Origin of the sequence: Streptomyces sp. NPDC002181, from assembly GCF_042890485.1 — a bacterium.
In the GTDB taxonomy this organism is placed as follows: Bacteria; Actinomycetota; Actinomycetes; order Streptomycetales; family Streptomycetaceae; genus Streptomyces.
In genome coordinates this window covers 1-14732 of the sequence record NZ_JBIASC010000003.1, presented here as the reverse complement: position 1 = coordinate 14732, position 14732 = coordinate 1, and the positions used below count along the sequence as shown (strand labels likewise).

The 14732-nt window shown below is 70.1% G+C and carries 14 protein-coding genes; 12 read left to right on the top strand and 2 right to left on the bottom strand.

Translation table 11 applies throughout. From position 1 onward, the window contains the following. Nucleotides 1–18: 18 nt before the first annotated feature. The 12 genes from kdpF (ACFYXV_RS09470) (at nucleotide 19) to ACFYXV_RS09415 (ending at nucleotide 12706) form a co-directional block, all read left to right on the top strand. Complete coding sequence (gene kdpF, locus ACFYXV_RS09470) at nucleotides 19–108, top strand: K(+)-transporting ATPase subunit F (protein WP_383346374.1); 90 nt, start codon at nucleotides 19–21, stop codon at nucleotides 106–108. A 35-nt stretch (nucleotides 109–143) separates the two neighbouring features. Further along, nucleotides 144–893 carry a DUF4118 domain-containing protein gene (locus ACFYXV_RS09465; protein ID WP_389382488.1) on the top strand — a complete coding sequence of 250 codons (750 nt, stop codon included), beginning with the start codon at nucleotides 144–146 and terminating at the stop codon, nucleotides 891–893. Nucleotides 894–1133: 240 nt separating this feature from the next. Continuing rightward, the gene (gene kdpF, locus ACFYXV_RS09460; protein ID WP_383346368.1) at nucleotides 1134–1223 is read left to right on the top strand and encodes a K(+)-transporting ATPase subunit F; all 90 of its coding nucleotides are present in this window, start codon (nucleotides 1134–1136) and stop codon (nucleotides 1221–1223) included. 6 nt (nucleotides 1224–1229) lie between these two features. Beyond that, nucleotides 1230–2894, top strand: a complete 1665-nt coding sequence (kdpA, locus tag ACFYXV_RS09455; protein WP_385468405.1) for a potassium-transporting ATPase subunit KdpA — start codon at nucleotides 1230–1232, stop codon at nucleotides 2892–2894. Then, nucleotides 2891–4996 (top strand): potassium-transporting ATPase subunit KdpB, encoded by a 2106-nt coding sequence (kdpB, locus tag ACFYXV_RS09450; protein WP_385468409.1) that lies wholly within the window; start codon nucleotides 2891–2893, stop codon nucleotides 4994–4996. The genes kdpA and kdpB overlap by 4 nt, the downstream gene beginning before the upstream one ends. Before the next feature lie 3 nt (nucleotides 4997–4999). Next, nucleotides 5000–5677, top strand: coding sequence for a potassium-transporting ATPase subunit C (locus tag ACFYXV_RS09445; RefSeq protein WP_385468412.1), 678 nt, complete (start codon nucleotides 5000–5002; stop codon nucleotides 5675–5677). 123 nt (nucleotides 5678–5800) lie between these two features. Beyond that, on the top strand, nucleotides 5801–6490 hold the full coding sequence (locus ACFYXV_RS09440) for a response regulator (RefSeq protein ID WP_385468415.1): 690 nt from the start codon (nucleotides 5801–5803) through the stop codon (nucleotides 6488–6490). 40 nt (nucleotides 6491–6530) lie between these two features. Beyond that, the gene (locus ACFYXV_RS09435) at nucleotides 6531–9077 is read left to right on the top strand and encodes an ATP-binding protein (protein WP_389382487.1); all 2547 of its coding nucleotides are present in this window, start codon (nucleotides 6531–6533) and stop codon (nucleotides 9075–9077) included. Nucleotides 9078–9814: 737 nt separating this feature from the next. Further along, on the top strand, nucleotides 9815–10621 hold the full coding sequence (locus tag ACFYXV_RS09430; RefSeq protein ID WP_389382486.1) for an SDR family NAD(P)-dependent oxidoreductase: 807 nt from the start codon (nucleotides 9815–9817) through the stop codon (nucleotides 10619–10621). A gap of 91 nt (nucleotides 10622–10712) precedes the next feature. After that, nucleotides 10713–11504 carry a GNAT family N-acetyltransferase gene (locus tag ACFYXV_RS09425; protein ID WP_389382485.1) on the top strand — a complete coding sequence of 264 codons (792 nt, stop codon included), beginning with the start codon at nucleotides 10713–10715 and terminating at the stop codon, nucleotides 11502–11504. A gap of 344 nt (nucleotides 11505–11848) precedes the next feature. Next, entirely contained in the window at nucleotides 11849–11938 is a 90-nt protein-coding gene (kdpF, locus tag ACFYXV_RS09420; protein ID WP_385468427.1) for a K(+)-transporting ATPase subunit F, read from the top strand. A 204-nt stretch (nucleotides 11939–12142) separates the two neighbouring features. Continuing rightward, the gene (locus ACFYXV_RS09415; RefSeq protein WP_389382484.1) at nucleotides 12143–12706 is read left to right on the top strand and encodes a hypothetical protein; all 564 of its coding nucleotides are present in this window, start codon (nucleotides 12143–12145) and stop codon (nucleotides 12704–12706) included. A gap of 105 nt (nucleotides 12707–12811) precedes the next feature. Here the strand turns inward: ACFYXV_RS09415 and ACFYXV_RS09410 are convergent, their stop codons facing one another. Together ACFYXV_RS09410 and ACFYXV_RS09405 are read right to left on the bottom strand one after the other, a co-directional pair. Then, a complete protein-coding gene (locus ACFYXV_RS09410; protein ID WP_389382483.1) occupies nucleotides 12812–13846 on the bottom strand; it encodes a helix-turn-helix domain-containing protein in 1035 nt (344 codons plus the stop codon). 151 nt (nucleotides 13847–13997) lie between these two features. Further along, nucleotides 13998–14594: an NADPH-dependent F420 reductase gene (locus tag ACFYXV_RS09405; protein ID WP_389382482.1), complete on the bottom strand. Its 597-nt coding sequence runs from the start codon at nucleotides 14592–14594 to the stop codon at nucleotides 13998–14000. Between the last annotated feature and the right edge of the window lie 138 nt (nucleotides 14595–14732).

Below are 14732 nucleotides of genomic sequence, written 5' to 3'. Positions count from 1 at the left end.
GAAAGGGAGAAGGTCCAGATGAATGCGGAGAACGTGGTCGGACTGGTCATCGCCCTCGCTCTGCTCGGCTATCTCGTGGTCGCTCTGATCAGGCCCGAGAAGTTCTGATTTTCGAACCCCCGTGTCCGGACAGGAGGCATCACATGTCCGGGTATCGACTTCACGACGCGGCCGCCCTGCTCGCGGCCCTCGTGGTCCCCTTCCTCTTGGCGTTCGCGCTCGTGCCCTTCCGCACGGATCTTTCGGCGACGAACGCGGCTCTGGTCCTCGTCGTCGCGGTGGTCGCGGTGGCCGCCACCGGTACACGCGTCGCCGGAGCGGCGGCCGCACTGTCGGCGGCCGCCTGGTTCGACTACTTCCTGACCGAGCCGTACCAGCGGTTCTTGATCGCCGGCCACGACGACGTCGAGACAGCGGTCCTGCTCCTCGTCGTCGGCCTGGTCGTCTCGCAGCCGGCGGTACGCGCACGTCGGCTCCGCAGGACCGTGGTCACCGACGCGGCCCGTCTGTCGAGCCTCCGGGGAACCGCCCGGCTGGCCGAGGACGGCGGCTCGCCGGAGGCCGTGGTCGAGTACGTGCGACGGGAGCTCGTCGGCCTCCTGGGGCTGCGCGGCTGCCGCTTCGAATACGGCACCCTGATGGGAAACCTGCCGCGCCTTGAGCACGACGGCGGCCTGTGGCTGCACCGCCCGGGCCGGGTGACGGAGTACGCCGACTGGCCGGGCGGCCGGACCGAGCTGCGCGTCGTCGGCGGCGGGCACTACTACGGCCGCTTCCTGCTGGATCCCCTCCCCGGCCCGCTCCCCCCGGAGCAGGACCGCCTGGTGGCCGTCGCACTGGCCGCCCAGGCCGGCTCCGCCCTGGACACGGCCGGCCTGTCCCATCAGGGCTGACCAGGCCTTCTCCGGCGCTTCACGTCAGGGCGGCGTTAAGAGTCGACCTGCGTCCGTATGGACCCCGTCAAGGTGTCTTAACGCCGGGATGAAGACACGGTTATCTCGACATCGGCCATCTGGCCGAATCATTTCTTCCCTCTTCATCCAGGAGCTCACGGTGGCCGATCTGGCCTTCGTCGTCACCACGGTCGCGGTTTTCGCACTGGTGGCTCTCATCGCCCGGGGGGTGACCAAGCTGTGAACACCGAAAACATCGTCGGCCTCGTCGTGGCCGTCTCCCTGCTCGGATACCTCGTCCTCGCCCTTGTGTACCCGGAGAGGTTCTAGCCACCGATGAGTCCCGTTCTCGCTGGTGTGCTCCAGCTCCTCGCACTGACGGCCGCGCTCGCGCTGGCCTACCGCCCACTGGGCGACTACATGGCCCGCGTCTACTCCTCCGAGAAGCACTACAAGCCGGAGAAGTGGATCTACAAGGCCATCGGCGCCAACCCGACCGCCGAGATGCGCTGGCCCGCCTACCTGCGCGGCGTCCTGGCCTTCTCCGCGGTCAGCGTCCTCTTCCTCTACGCCCTCCAGCGCGCCCAGGGCGTCCTGCCCGGCTCGCTCGGCTTCTCCTCGATCGACCCCGACCAGGCCTTCAACACCGCCGCCTCCTTCGTGGCCAACACGAACTGGCAGTCGTACGCCGGTGAGCAGGCCATGGGCCACGTCGTGCAGACCGGCGGCCTGGCGGTGCAGAACTTCGTCTCGGCCGCGGTCGGCATGGCCGTCGCCGTGGCCCTCGTACGGGGCTTCGCGCGCTCGCGCACCGGGGAGCTCGGCAACTTCTGGTCCGACCTGGTGCGCGGCACCGTACGGATCCTGCTGCCGATCTCCGTGATCGGCGCGATCGTCCTGGTCGCCTGCGGCGTCATCCAGAACTTCGCCGGAATCCACGAGGTCGGCCAGTTCCTGGGCGGCAGTCAGCAGTGGAACGGCGGGGCGGTCGCCTCGCAGGAAGTCATCAAGGAACTCGGAACGAACGGCGGCGGCTACTTCAACGCCAACTCCGCCCACCCCTTCGAGAACCCCACCCCGTTCTCGAACCTCTTCGAGATCTTCCTGATCCTGGTCATCCCGTTCGCGCTGACCCGGACCTTCGGCCGCATGGTCGGCAACCTGCGCCAGGGGTACGCGATCCTCGCGACGATGGCGACGATCTGGCTCGTCTTCACCGCGCTGATGATGTGGACCGAGTTCGCCCACCACGGCCCGGCCCTCGACATCGCGGGCGGCGCGATGGAGGGCAAGGAGACCCGCTTCGGCATCGGCGGCTCCGCGATCTTCTCGGTCGCCACCACGCTCACCTCGACGGGTGCGGTCAACTCCTTCCACTCCTCCTACACCGGTCTAGGCGGCGGCATCCAGCTGCTCGGCATGCAGCTCGGCGAGATCGCACCCGGCGGCGTCGGCTCCGGCCTCTACGGCATGCTGATCATGGCGATCATCGCGGTGTTCATCGCCGGTCTGATGGTCGGGCGGACCCCGGAGTACCTGGGCAAGAAGATCGGCACCCGCCAGATCAAGCTCGCCGCCTGCTACATCCTCATCACCCCGGCGCTGGTGCTCTGCTTCACCGCAGCCGCCATGGCCCTGCCCACCCCGCCCCACTCCATGCTGAACCCGGGAGCGCACGGGTTCTCCGAGGTCCTCTACGCCTACACCTCGGCCGCCAACAACAACGGCTCCGCCTTCGCGGGCCTGAACGCCGACACCCAGTGGTTCAACAGCACCATCGGCATCGCCATGCTGCTGGGCCGTTTCCTGCCCATGGTGTTCGTCCTGGCCCTGGCCGGCTCGCTGGCCGAGCAGAAGCCCGTGCCGGAGACGGCGGGCACCCTCCGTACGGACAAGCCGCTCTACACCGGCCTGCTCGTCGGCACGATCCTCATCATCACCGGTCTGACCTACTTCCCGGCCCTGGCGCTGGGTCCGCTCGCCGAAGGGCTCGCATCATGAGCACCGCCACTCCCACCAGGGCTCCGCACCAGGACGTGCCCACCGGCCACAAGCCGGGCGCCGGACGCGTGGGCGGCGGCCTGTTCGATCCGAAGCAGCTGCTGAAGTCCTTCCCGGACGCCGTCCGCAAGCTCGACCCCCGCGTCATGATCAAGTCCCCGGTCATGTTCGTGGTCCTGATCGGCTCGGTCGTCACCACCGTCCTGGCCGTCAAGGACCCGACGGACTGGTTCGGCTGGGCGATCACGGCCTGGCTGTGGCTGACCACGATCTTCGCGAACCTCGCGGAGGCGGTGGCCGAGGGCCGCGGCAAGGCCCAGGCCGACACCCTGCGCAAGGCCAAGACCGACTCCGTCGCCCGCCGCCTGACCCAGGACGGCAAGAGCGAGGAGCAGGTGCCGGGCACCGACCTGCGCATCGGCGACCTGGTGGTCTGCGAGGCGGGCGACGTCATCCCCGGCGACGGTGACGTCGTCGAGGGTGTCGCGTCCGTGGACGAGTCCGCGATCACGGGCGAGTCCGCGCCGGTGATCCGCGAGTCCGGCGGCGACCGTTCGGCCGTCACCGGCGGCACCAAGGTCCTCTCGGACCGGATCGTCGTCAAGATCACGACGAAGCCCGGTGAGACCTTCATCGACCGCATGATCGCCCTGGTCGAGGGCGCTGCCCGGCAGAAGACGCCCAACGAGATCGCGCTGAACATCCTGCTGGCGTCCCTCACCATCGTCTTCCTGCTGGCCGTGGTCACGCTCCAGCCCTTCGCGATCTACGCGGGCGCCGAGCAGTCGATGATCGTGCTGACCGCCCTGCTGGTCTGCCTGATCCCCACCACCATCGGCGCGCTGCTCTCCGCGATCGGCATCGCCGGCATGGACCGGCTCGTCCAGCGCAACGTCCTGGCCATGTCGGGTCGTGCGGTGGAAGCCGCCGGTGACGTCTCCACGCTGCTGCTCGACAAGACCGGAACGATCACCCTCGGCAACCGCCAGGCCTCCGAGTTCGTCCCGGTCAAGGGCACGACGGAGGCCGAACTGGCCGACGCCGCCCAGCTGTCGTCCCTCGCGGACGAGACGCCCGAGGGCCGTTCCATCGTCGTCCTGGCGAAGGAGAAGTACGGGCTGCGCGAGCGGCACCAGGGCGAGCTGTCGAACGCCGAGTGGATCGCGTTCACCGCCCAGACCCGCATGTCGGGTGTGGACGTGGACGGCAAGCAGACCCGCAAGGGCGCGGCCGGCTCCGTCATCACCTGGGTCAAGGAGCAGGGCGGGCAGGTCTCCGAGGACGCGGACCTCCTCGCCAACAAGATCTCCGAGGCCGGCGGCACGCCGCTGCTCGTCGCCGTCAGGGACGGCAAGGGCGCCCGGGTCCTCGGTGTCATCCACCTCAAGGACGTGGTCAAGGAGGGCATGCGCGAGCGGTTCGACGAGCTGCGCCGCATGGGCATCAAGACCGTCATGATCACGGGTGACAACCCGCTGACGGCCAAGGCGATCGCGGAGGAGGCGGGCGTCGACGACTTCCTCGCGGAGGCCACTCCCGAGGACAAGATGGCCCTCATCAAGCGGGAGCAGGCCGGCGGCAAGCTGGTCGCGATGACCGGTGACGGCACGAACGACGCCCCGGCGCTGGCGCAGGCCGACGTCGGAGTGGCGATGAACACCGGCACCTCGGCCGCCAAGGAGGCCGGGAACATGGTGGACCTCGACTCCAACCCCACCAAGCTCATCGAAATCGTGGAGATCGGCAAGCAGTTGCTGATCACGCGCGGGGCCCTGACGACGTTCTCCATCGCCAACGACGTCGCCAAGTACTTCGCGATCATCCCCGCGATGTTCGCCGTGGTCTACCCGGGCCTGGACAAGCTCAACATCATGGGCCTGCACTCGCCCGAGTCGGCGATCCTCTCCGCCGTCATCTTCAACGCGCTGATCATCATCGCCCTGGTCCCGCTCGCCCTCAAGGGCGTGCAGTACAAGCCGACCAGCGCCGACAAGATGCTCCGCCGCAACCTGGGTCTGTACGGCGTGGGCGGCCTGATCGCCCCGTTCATCGGAATCAAGATCATCGACATGCTCATCTCCCTCATCCCCGGAATCGGCTGAGCCATGAACAACTCCGTAGGAAACACCGCTCGTCTGCTGTGGGCCGGTCTGCGCGCGCTGCTGGTTCTGACGATCGTCTGCGGCGTCCTGTACCCGCTGGCCGTCACCGGCATCGCCCAGGTCGCCTTCGGCGACAAGGCCAACGGCTCCGAGATCAAGGACAAGAGCGGCCAGGTCGTCGGCTCCTCCCTCATCGGCCAGACCTACAACCTGCCGAAGCAGAACCCCGACGACCCGGAAGAGGCCGCCAAACCGGACCTGAAGTGGTTCCAGCCGCGCCCCTCCAACGGCCTCGGCTCCAACAGCGTCAACACCCAGTACTCGCTGATCCTCTCCGGCGCCACCAACAAGGCCGCCGACAACCCGGACCTGGTCAAGCTGGTCAAGGACGCCAAGGCAGCCGTCATCGCGGACAACTCCACCGCGACGTACGAGGTCAAGCCCTCGGACGTGCCGGCCGACGCCGTCACCTCCTCCGGCTCCGGCCTCGACCCGGACATCTCCCCCGCCTACGCCAAGCTGCAGGTCCACCGGGTCGCCGAGCGGAACAAGCTCGACGTCAAGCAGGTCGAGAAGCTCGTCGCCGACCACACCACCGGCCGGACCCTCGGCTTCATGGGCGAGCCCCGCGTCAACGTGCTCGAACTGAACACCGCCCTCAAGGCACTGACCAAGAGCTGATGTTCCCCGTCGCACGGTAAGGGGCCGGCGGGGCGCGGAACTCCCCCAGCTGACGCCGGGAGGGTCCCCCGGCGTCCCGCCGGCCCCTTGCCGTGCCCGCAACGAAGGAGAGGCTGCACACCGATGACCCGGGTGCTGGTGGTGGAGGACGACCCTCAGCTCGTCCGCGCACTGAAGATCAATCTCCAGGCGCGCAAGTTCGACGTCGAGGAGGCTTCCGACGGCGGCTCGGCACTGCGGCTCGCGGCCGCCCGCAAGCCCGACGTCATAGTGCTGGACCTCGGCCTCCCGGACATGGACGGCATCGAAGTCATCAAGAGCGTTCGCGGCTGGAGCCGGGTCCCCATCCTGGTCCTCTCGGCGCGGCACACCTCGGAGGACAAGATCCGAGCGCTGGACGCCGGCGCGGACGACTACGTGACGAAACCGTTCAGCATGGACGAGCTCCTGGCCCGCCTGCGGGCGGCCGCCCGCAGGCGGGAGCCGGCCACCGCCTCCCGCGCCGACAAGGTCGCCGTCGTGACGACCGACGAGTTCACCGTCGACCTGGTCGCGAAGAAGGTCCACCGGGGCGAACGCACGGTACGGCTGACCCCGACCGAGTGGCACCTGCTGGAAATCCTCATCACCCACCCCGGCCGGCTGATCACCCAGAGCAGGCTCCTGCTGGAAGTCTGGGGCCCGAGCTACGGGGAGAACACCAACTACCTGCGCGTGTACATGGCCCAGCTACGGCGCAAGCTGGAAGCGGACCCCTCGCACCCCCGGTACCTGATCACCGAACCGGGCATGGGCTACCGCTTCGAACCCTGATCACCCGCACGATCGTCACCAGAGAAGAAGAGTCTGAAACATGGGACGCGGCAAGCTCCGCATCTACCTCGGCGCGGCACCGGGCGTCGGCAAGACGTACGCGATGCTCTCCGAGGCACACCGCCGCGTCGAGCGGGGCACCGACTGCGTCGTGGGTTTCGTCGAGCACCACAGCCGCCCGCGGACCGAGGTCATGCTGCACGGCCTCGAACTCATCGGGCGGCGCGAGATCGAGTACCGCGGCTCCGCCTTCACCGAGATGGACGTCGACGCCATCCTCGCCCGCCGCCCCGCCGTGGCACTCGTGGACGAGCTCGCGCACACGAACGTGCCGGGCTCACGCAACGCCAAGCGGTGGCAGGACGTGGAGGAGCTGCTCCGGGCCGGCATCGACGTCGTCTCGACCGTCAACATCCAGCATCTCGAATCACTGGGTGACGTGGTCGAGACGATCACCGGCGTCCGCCAGCGGGAGACGGTTCCGGACGAGGTCGCCCGCCGCGCCGACCAGATCGAGCTCGTCGACATGTCCCCGCAGGCGCTGCGCCGGCGCATGGCGCACGGCAACGTCTACAAGCCCGACAAGGTCGACGCGGCCCTCTCCAACTACTTCCGTCCCGGGAACCTGACCGCGCTGCGCGAGCTGGCACTGCTGTGGGTGGCCGACCGGGTCGACGAGTACCTCCAGGAGTACCGGGGCGAGCACAACATCCGCTCCACCTGGCAGGCCCGCGAACGCATCGTCGTCGGCCTGACCGGCGGCCCCGAGGGACGTACGCTCATCCGGCGCGCGGCCCGGCTCGCCGAGAAGGGCGCGGGCGGCGAGGTCCTGGCCGTCTACATCGCCGCCAGCGACGGCCTCACCTCCGCCTCCCCCAAGGAACTGGCCGTCCAGCGCACCCTGGTCGAGGACCTCGGCGGCACCTTCCACCACGTCATAGGCGACAGCATCCCCGACGCGCTTCTGGAGTTCGCCCGCGGGTGCAACGCCACGCAGATCGTGCTGGGCGTCAGCCGGCGGCGCTCCTGGCAGTCGGTGTTCCGCCCCGGTGTCAGCGCCACCGTGGCCCGCGAATCGGGCCCGGACCTCGACGTCCACATCGTCACCCACGACGAGGCCGCCAAGGGCCGCCGCAGCCTGCCCGTCGCACGCGGCGCGCGACTCGGCCGTTCGCGCATCATCTGGGGCTGGCTCACCGGCATCGCCGGCCCCGCCCTGCTCACCGTGCTGCTCAGCAGGCTCGTTCCCGAGCTCGGTCTCGCGAACGACATGCTGCTCTTCCTCACGTTCACGGTGGCGGCGGCCCTGCTCGGCGGTTTGCTCCCCGCGCTCGCCTCGGCGGCGTTCGGGTCCCTGCTGCTGAACTACTACTTCACGCCGCCACTGCACGAGTTCACGATCTCCGACCCGAAGAACATCGTCGCCATCGCGATCTTCGTCGGTGTGGCGGTGTCGGTGGCCTCGGTGGTGGACCTCGCCGCCCGGCGCACTCACCAGGCCGCCCGCCTGCGCGCCGAATCCGAGATCCTCTCCTTCCTCGCCGGCAGCGTCCTGCGCGGCGAGAACTCCCTCGACGCGCTCCTCGAACGGCTTCGTGAGACCTTCGCGATGCAGTCGGTCGTCCTCCTTGAGCGCAGCAGCGAGGTGGACCCCTGGACGACGGCGGCGTCCGTCGGCACCGGTCCCGTCAGCCGGCCCGAGGACGCGGATGTCGACCTCCCCATGGGCGACGACATGGCCCTCGCCCTCACGGGCCGGGTCCTGCCCGCCGAGGACCGCCGCGTCCTGGGCGCCTTCGCCGCGCAGGCCGCCGTCGTACTCGACCGCCAGCGCCTCGTCGACGAGGCCGAGAAGTCCCGCGAACTCGCCGAGGCCAACCGCATCCGCACCGCGCTGCTCGCCGCCGTCAGCCACGACCTGCGCACCCCGCTCGCCGGCATCAAGGCCTCGGTCACCTCCCTGCGCTCCGACGACATCGAATGGTCCGAGGACGACAAGGCCGAACTCCTCGAAGGCATCGAGGACGGCGCCGACCGCCTCGCCGCCCTGATCGGCAACCTCCTCGACATGTCCCGCCTCAACACCGGCACCGTCGTCCCGCTGATCCGGGAAACGGATCTCGACGAGGTCGTCCCCATGGCCCTCGGCGGCGTACCCGAGGACAGCGTCGCGCTCGACATCCCCGAGACCCTGCCGATGGTCGCCGTCGACCGCGGGCTCCTGGAGCGGGCCGTCGCCAACATCGTCGAGAACGCCGTCAAGTACAGCCCCGACGGCCAGCCCGTCCACGTCTCCGCCAGCGCCCTCGCCGGCCGCGTCGAGCTGCGCGTCGTCGACCGCGGGCCCGGCGTCCCGGACGAGGCCAAGAACCGGATCTTCGAACCCTTCCAGCGCCACGGCGACGCCCCGCGCGGCGCCGGCGTCGGCCTCGGCCTGGCCGTGGCCCGCGGCTTCACCGAGGCCATCGGAGGCACCCTCACCGCCGAGGACACCCCTGGCGGCGGCCTCACCATGGTCATCACCCTCCCCATGGCAGGAGACGCCCCGCCGGTATCGCCGGAACTCCCGACGTCCGCCGTCACCTGACGGCGAGGCGACCGGCAGGTCGGCTCGGGCCGGCGGTCGCGGGTCACGTCACCCCGCGGCCCGCGATCGTCTCCGTGGCAGTCAGCGCAACGGGACCCGCGATGGCCCCGCGTACGGGCTGACGACAGAAACACGCGAGCCGTCCGGCCCCGGTGTCCCCACACCGGAGAGCCGGACGGCTCATGTGTTGCGCGGCGGGTGACCGACACGCGGTCGCATCGGCCCGTACCCCCACGGTGGGATCATGCGCCCTGGGGCGGTGTTCAGGTCACCACCCGCGGGCCGCGTGCCGCCGGTCCGTCGTCCGGCTCCGCCGCCACACCAGTCTGCTGCGGGCGGACGACCCTGGCAGTACTCCTTGACGGGTTCCTTCCGTACAGAAGTCGATCTTTGATGCGGCTCTGACGAAAGGTCATCAGAAGGCCGTCAAGAGGCCTTCGAACGCTTGCCACAGGATCCCCGGTGCGCTGGGATTGCGCCATGAACAGCGGTCCGCCCCATGACGATCGGCCACCGAATCGGGTGCAGCCGACGGCGCCCGCCGTCCGCCCGGCCCTCTGACATCGGCCGCGCGTCCTCCCCGTACCTGCCATCAGCCCCTGATGGGCGCTGACCGAGGCCTCGTACGCATCCTCGCCTTCACCACCTTCACCGCATGATCTGAGCCCACGCCCCCCGCCCCCGCCTCGTGCCGGAGCGCCGGGCACGTCAGCCATGCCCGTTCCCAGGGATCCGCCATGTCTTCGTCTCTCTCCGGCCGTACCGTCCTCGTCACCGGAGCCACCTCCGGCATCGGCTACGAGACCGCACGCCGACTCGCCGAGCACGGCTCCACCGTCCTCCTCCACGGCCGCACGCCCGAGGAAGCCGAGGCCGCAGCCGACCGGCTCGTTGCCACCGCCGGTGCGGACGGCGCCCGTCTCCGGCCGCTCGCCGCCGACTTCGTGCGCCTGGAGGAGGTCGAGAACCTCGCCCACGCCGTCGTACGGGAGCACCCGCGCCTGGACGTACTCGTCAACAACGCGGCCATCGCGGCGCCGGAGCGCCACACGCTCACGGCCGACGGCAACGAGGTCTCCTTCCAGGTCAACTTCCTGGCCCACTACCTCCTCACCACCATGCTGGAGCCCTCGCTGACCAGTGACCCCGGCGGCCGCGTCGTCAACGTCTCGTCCGCGCTGCACCGCTCGGGCGCCATCCAGTGGAACGACCCGCAGCGCGTCCGGCGTTACTCGCGGCTCGCCGCGTACGCCCAGTCGCAGCTCGCGCTGACCGTCTTCGCCGCCGACCCGCGCGTCACCGCCGTCTCCGTCGACCCCGGCGTGTGCGAGACCGGCCTCCTCCCGCTGTACGGCCACGAGGGCGCGCCGGCCTCCGAGGGCGCCGGGCACGTCGTCCGGCTCTGCGACCCGGCCACCGAGATCGTCAACGGCGCGTACTACGACCGCTCCGAGCGCGTGGCCCCGGCCCCCGCCGCCACCGAGGACCGCACCGTCAAGCGCCTCAACAAGCTCGCCGACCTCCTCGTCGGCCACACCGCCTGAAGGGAAACACGGACGTGTCCAGGCGCGCACGCAAGAGAAGCGGGCCCGCCGCAGGAAGGGCTCACAGCCCGCACACCACGAGGGAGAGTTGATGATCGAAATCGCACCTCGGCAACTGCCCGCCCTGAGCCGGTGGTTTCCCACCGGCTCCCCCGGTCTCGGGGCACTCGCCGAGCACGTACTGACCACGGGCACCGGCTCCTGGTGGGCCGATCGCCCTGACCGTCCCCGCGTCCTCGCCGTCACCTGCGCGGACCACGTGCTGCTGCGGGGCGACCCCAGCGGGCTCGTCCCGGACGCTCTGGCCCGGTTCGCGGACCAGTACGTCGAGACGCCCTCACGCTTCTGGCCCGCCCTCGGTTCCGCGTTCGAGCGCGTCACCCCCTGGGAACGAATGCTGTACGTCCAGCAGGCTCAGGCATCGGTACGCCTCCCCCGTACGCCGCGTGGCGTGACGGTGCGGCGGCTGACGTCCGAGGACGTTCCGGCACTGGCCGAGCTGCCTTCCGAGAGCGCCTGGATCCACGCCAGCTGGGGTGGACCCTCCGGGCTGGCCGCCTCGGGCCACGCCTGGGCCGCATTCGCCAAGGGCCGGATCCTCTCGGTGGCCTGCACCTGCTTCCTCGGCAGTGCCTACGAGGACGTCGCGGTCGTCACCGTGCCCGACCATCGCCGCGAACGTCTCGCACTGGCCTGCGTCGCCGGCTTGGCAGCCGATGTCCAGGCACGCGGTCGGACCGCCAGCTGGTGCTGCTCGCGCGACAACCGACCCAGCCGGCTGCTGGCCTGGACGGCCGGATTCCGGCTCGCCCGCGAATACGTCCACCACGCCACGGGCCGCGCCCTGGCACGCACAGTCACGGCGACCCCGGTTCACGGTTGAAGAGGACCGCCACGGAGACCGTGGAGACGGTGCGACGACCACCCACGGCGCATCCACCTCCCGCCAGTCCGCTCGCCGTGGCCAGCGCAGCGGCCGGTGCGAGAACCACCCGGATCACGGCCGGGAAGAGTGGCGAGGAGCGGGGATTCGGCGGCGGGACCATGCGGTCACGCGATGCCGACCAGGCTTCCCGGCACACCGCCTTCACCCTGTCGGTGTCACGGCCGTCAATACACCGTCAAAGTCCCACCCGGCGCCGTCAGGAGTGCATCAGGGACGTTTCGTACACGACCCCGCTGGTGTTCGCTGGTCGGATTGAGGGCGTACGGAGGAGTCGGGTACAAGTGGGTACGGAGAATGTCGTCGGCATCATCATCGCGGTCTGCCTGGTCGGGTACCTGGTCCTCGCGTTCTTCTTTCCCGAGAAGTTCTGAGCGTGACGGCGACGCGCGCGGCCGGCCTGACGGCAGGGGCGGAACCGCCGGTCGTCCGGCCGGGAAGGTTCGAGGTCTTCCCGGGTGCGGCCCCCGGGTCGGCACGACGTGCCCCGACGGACCCCATCAAGATGGCGTAGCCATCACATCAGCGGTCCGTCAGGGTCCGAGTCCAAGGCCTCCGCCAGCCATAACGTCGCTCTCATGGGAAGACGTTTCACTCCGGCCGCGACCGGTGCTCAGGGCACCGAGGCCGCGGTGCCTCATGGACCCTGCGCACAGGACGTCCACTGGGCCGGCGAGCTGCGCTCGGCGCTCGGCGTCCCGTTCCTCCTGCTGACGGCCCTGTTCACCGTGGACGCCGCTTCCGGAAGGCTCGACGTGACGCGAGGCGTCCTCTGGACCGGCCTGGCCGGCCTCCTCTTCGTCATCCTGCTGCCGCCTCGGGTCTCCGTACGCACCGGTCTGCTGATCACCCGTGGACTGCTGGTGACGAACACCGTCCGAACCGACTCCGCCGTTTCCGTCCGGTGGTCCGACGGGGTGGCCCAGCGGATGGTCCTCCGCGACACGGAGGGAAGCCGGGTCGAGATCGACCCGGCCATCCTGATCCGCAACCCGGCGATGTGGCACCGCCTCGACGCCGACATCCGCACATCAATCCGGCGCGGCACTCTGCTGCACGGCGCGACCGCCCTGCGACAACTGGCACAGCGCATCGACCGCGAAACGGCCCGTACGGTCTTCAAAGCCTCCGGCCTGCAGTAACCCGCCGCGTCGACGTGGGGCTGTTCGCGATGTTCACCGAGGCGGACGCCGCCTTGCCTGGGACGCGGCTCGGCGGCATCCGCTCAACTGCGGCCATGCCTCTGGTCACGCGCCTTCGACCGGCCGTTGGTCCGGCGGGGGCCGGTTCGGCGAGAGCGAGGCCGCTCCGGCCGAGCGGGCGTACTCGGTGGGAGTCTGACCGTAGTGCTTCTTGAAGGCCCGGGTGAAGTGGCTGCCGTCCGCGAACTGCCAGTGTGCGGCGAGTTCCGAAATGCCGAGGCGCCCTGACGGCGAGACGAGGGCGAGCCGGGCCTCATGCAGTCGCCGGTGGCGGATGTAGGCGGTCACCTGCTCACCCACCGCGGCGAACGCCCGGTGCAGCGTACGGACGGAGACGTTGAGTTCACGCGCGAGCATCACCGGAGAAAGCTCGGGATCAGCGAGCCGACGGTCCGCGAGGTCCTTGGCCGCCTGGGCGAGTGCGGGGGCCAACCGGGGTTCCACGTCGTCGAACCGGCCCTTCGCCACCGCCTTGGTCAGCTCGACCAGGGTGCCCTGGGCGGCTTCGACCCCGGCCGGGCCCAGGTCGGCCACGGTCGTGTGGATCATGTCCGCAAGGGCCGTCAGCAAGCGCATCTCGGCCGAGTCCGCCGGCCCGGTGACGACCCTGTTCCCGAGCAGGGGTTTGAGCTCGCCGGGGGGCAGGACGAGGAACTTCGCCGTGAGGTGCGCCGTCGTCTCGAAGGCCGTCAGGCGCCCGAGGTGCCGGACGAGGAACTGCCCGGCCGACACGGTCTGGTCGCCGAAACCGGGCGGGCCGCCCAGAGTCCATGCGCCGCGCCGCACGACGTACATGGCAACCAGATCCTGATCGCCGCCCGGGACGTCCGCGGTCCGGGTTGCCGAAGCGGCGTGGAGATCGGCGATCGCCGCGCCGTGCACCTTGGCCACGTTGCCCTTGACCCGGAAGTCACCGATCGTGTCGGGGCTGAAGGCCGGGAGTTGGAAGACATCGTCGCCCACCTGCGTCTCCCACCCGCGCCGGAAGGCGTCGAGTCCCCGCGGTGCGGAGCCCGGGGCGGTCGAGTCCACTGCGAACGCCCCGCGCGCGCCGTCGACCTCCGCTCCAGTACCGTGCATCCCTCTCCGGTCCTCTCGTCTCCCATTGCTTCAACGCCATGACGTCGACTCAGCGACCGAGTCGGACAACGCCCGCCGCGGTCGTGTCCCACCGGAAAGCCATCCGTGCCGGCGCCGGCTCCGGTCACCTGCGGCTTGCGCGGCCCGACAGTCAGCGGGCGATCGAGATCGCGAAGGGGGTGAATCCGGTGGAGCGGATCACGTGCGGGACGAACAGTATCGCGGCCTCCGTTGCGCGGGCGGTCCGGATCCCGCCGAGGTCGGTGATCCATTCCTTGCGCCAGCCGAGGTCGGTGAGCAGTTCACGGACGGTCTGCTTGGCCAGCGGGTCCTCTCCGGAGAGGAAGGCGGTCGGCGGCTGGGTGAGCGTGGCCGGGGCGGTCATCACCGGGAAGAGCATGGTGTTGAGCGTCTTGACGACATGCGTTTCGGGGAGCGCTTCCTGGAGCTGTTCGGCGAGGCTGGAGCCGGGGTAGATGAGGTCGGCGGGCAGGCCGTCCGGGCCGTCGGCGGTGGCGTTGGAGACGTCGACGAGGATCTTGCCCCGCAGTTCCTCGCGCAGGGCGGCGAGCCGTTCGAGGGAGCCGGCGCCCGGTGTGGCGTTGATGACGATCCGGGCGGTGCGGGCGGCGTCGGCGGCGGCTCCCGGCGCGCGGTCCGCGACGGTCACCTCGTGTCCGACCCGGGTGAGGGAGGTGGCCAGATTGCCGCCGACGCGGCCGTTTCCGAGAACGGCGATCGTGGTCATGGTGATGTGGTCCTTGCGTGGGTGCGGGTTGTGGTGAGCGGGCTGTGCGGGTTCAGCGGGAGAGCGTGGCGACGGCCTGGGCGTGGACGCCGGGGGCGGTGGCCAGGAAGCTGTCGCTCTGCGGGGTCCAGGGGTGGC

Coding starts and splice junctions, on each gene's coding strand:
- kdpF (WP_383346374.1), top strand. CDS start 19: ATGAATGCGGAGAACGTGGTCGGACTGGTCATCGCCCTCGCTCTGCTC.
- ACFYXV_RS09465 (WP_389382488.1), top strand. CDS start 144: ATGTCCGGGTATCGACTTCACGACGCGGCCGCCCTGCTCGCGGCCCTC.
- kdpA (WP_385468405.1), top strand. CDS start 1,230: ATGAGTCCCGTTCTCGCTGGTGTGCTCCAGCTCCTCGCACTGACGGCC.
- kdpB (WP_385468409.1), top strand. CDS start 2,891: ATGAGCACCGCCACTCCCACCAGGGCTCCGCACCAGGACGTGCCCACC.
- ACFYXV_RS09445 (WP_385468412.1), top strand. CDS start 5,000: ATGAACAACTCCGTAGGAAACACCGCTCGTCTGCTGTGGGCCGGTCTG.
- ACFYXV_RS09440 (WP_385468415.1), top strand. CDS start 5,801: ATGACCCGGGTGCTGGTGGTGGAGGACGACCCTCAGCTCGTCCGCGCA.
- ACFYXV_RS09435 (WP_389382487.1), top strand. CDS start 6,531: ATGGGACGCGGCAAGCTCCGCATCTACCTCGGCGCGGCACCGGGCGTC.
- ACFYXV_RS09430 (WP_389382486.1), top strand. CDS start 9,815: ATGTCTTCGTCTCTCTCCGGCCGTACCGTCCTCGTCACCGGAGCCACC.
- ACFYXV_RS09425 (WP_389382485.1), top strand. CDS start 10,713: ATGATCGAAATCGCACCTCGGCAACTGCCCGCCCTGAGCCGGTGGTTT.
- ACFYXV_RS09415 (WP_389382484.1), top strand. CDS start 12,143: ATGGGAAGACGTTTCACTCCGGCCGCGACCGGTGCTCAGGGCACCGAG.
- ACFYXV_RS09410 (WP_389382483.1), bottom strand. CDS start 13,846: ATGCACGGTACTGGAGCGGAGGTCGACGGCGCGCGCGGGGCGTTCGCA.
- ACFYXV_RS09405 (WP_389382482.1), bottom strand. CDS start 14,594: ATGACCACGATCGCCGTTCTCGGAAACGGCCGCGTCGGCGGCAATCTG.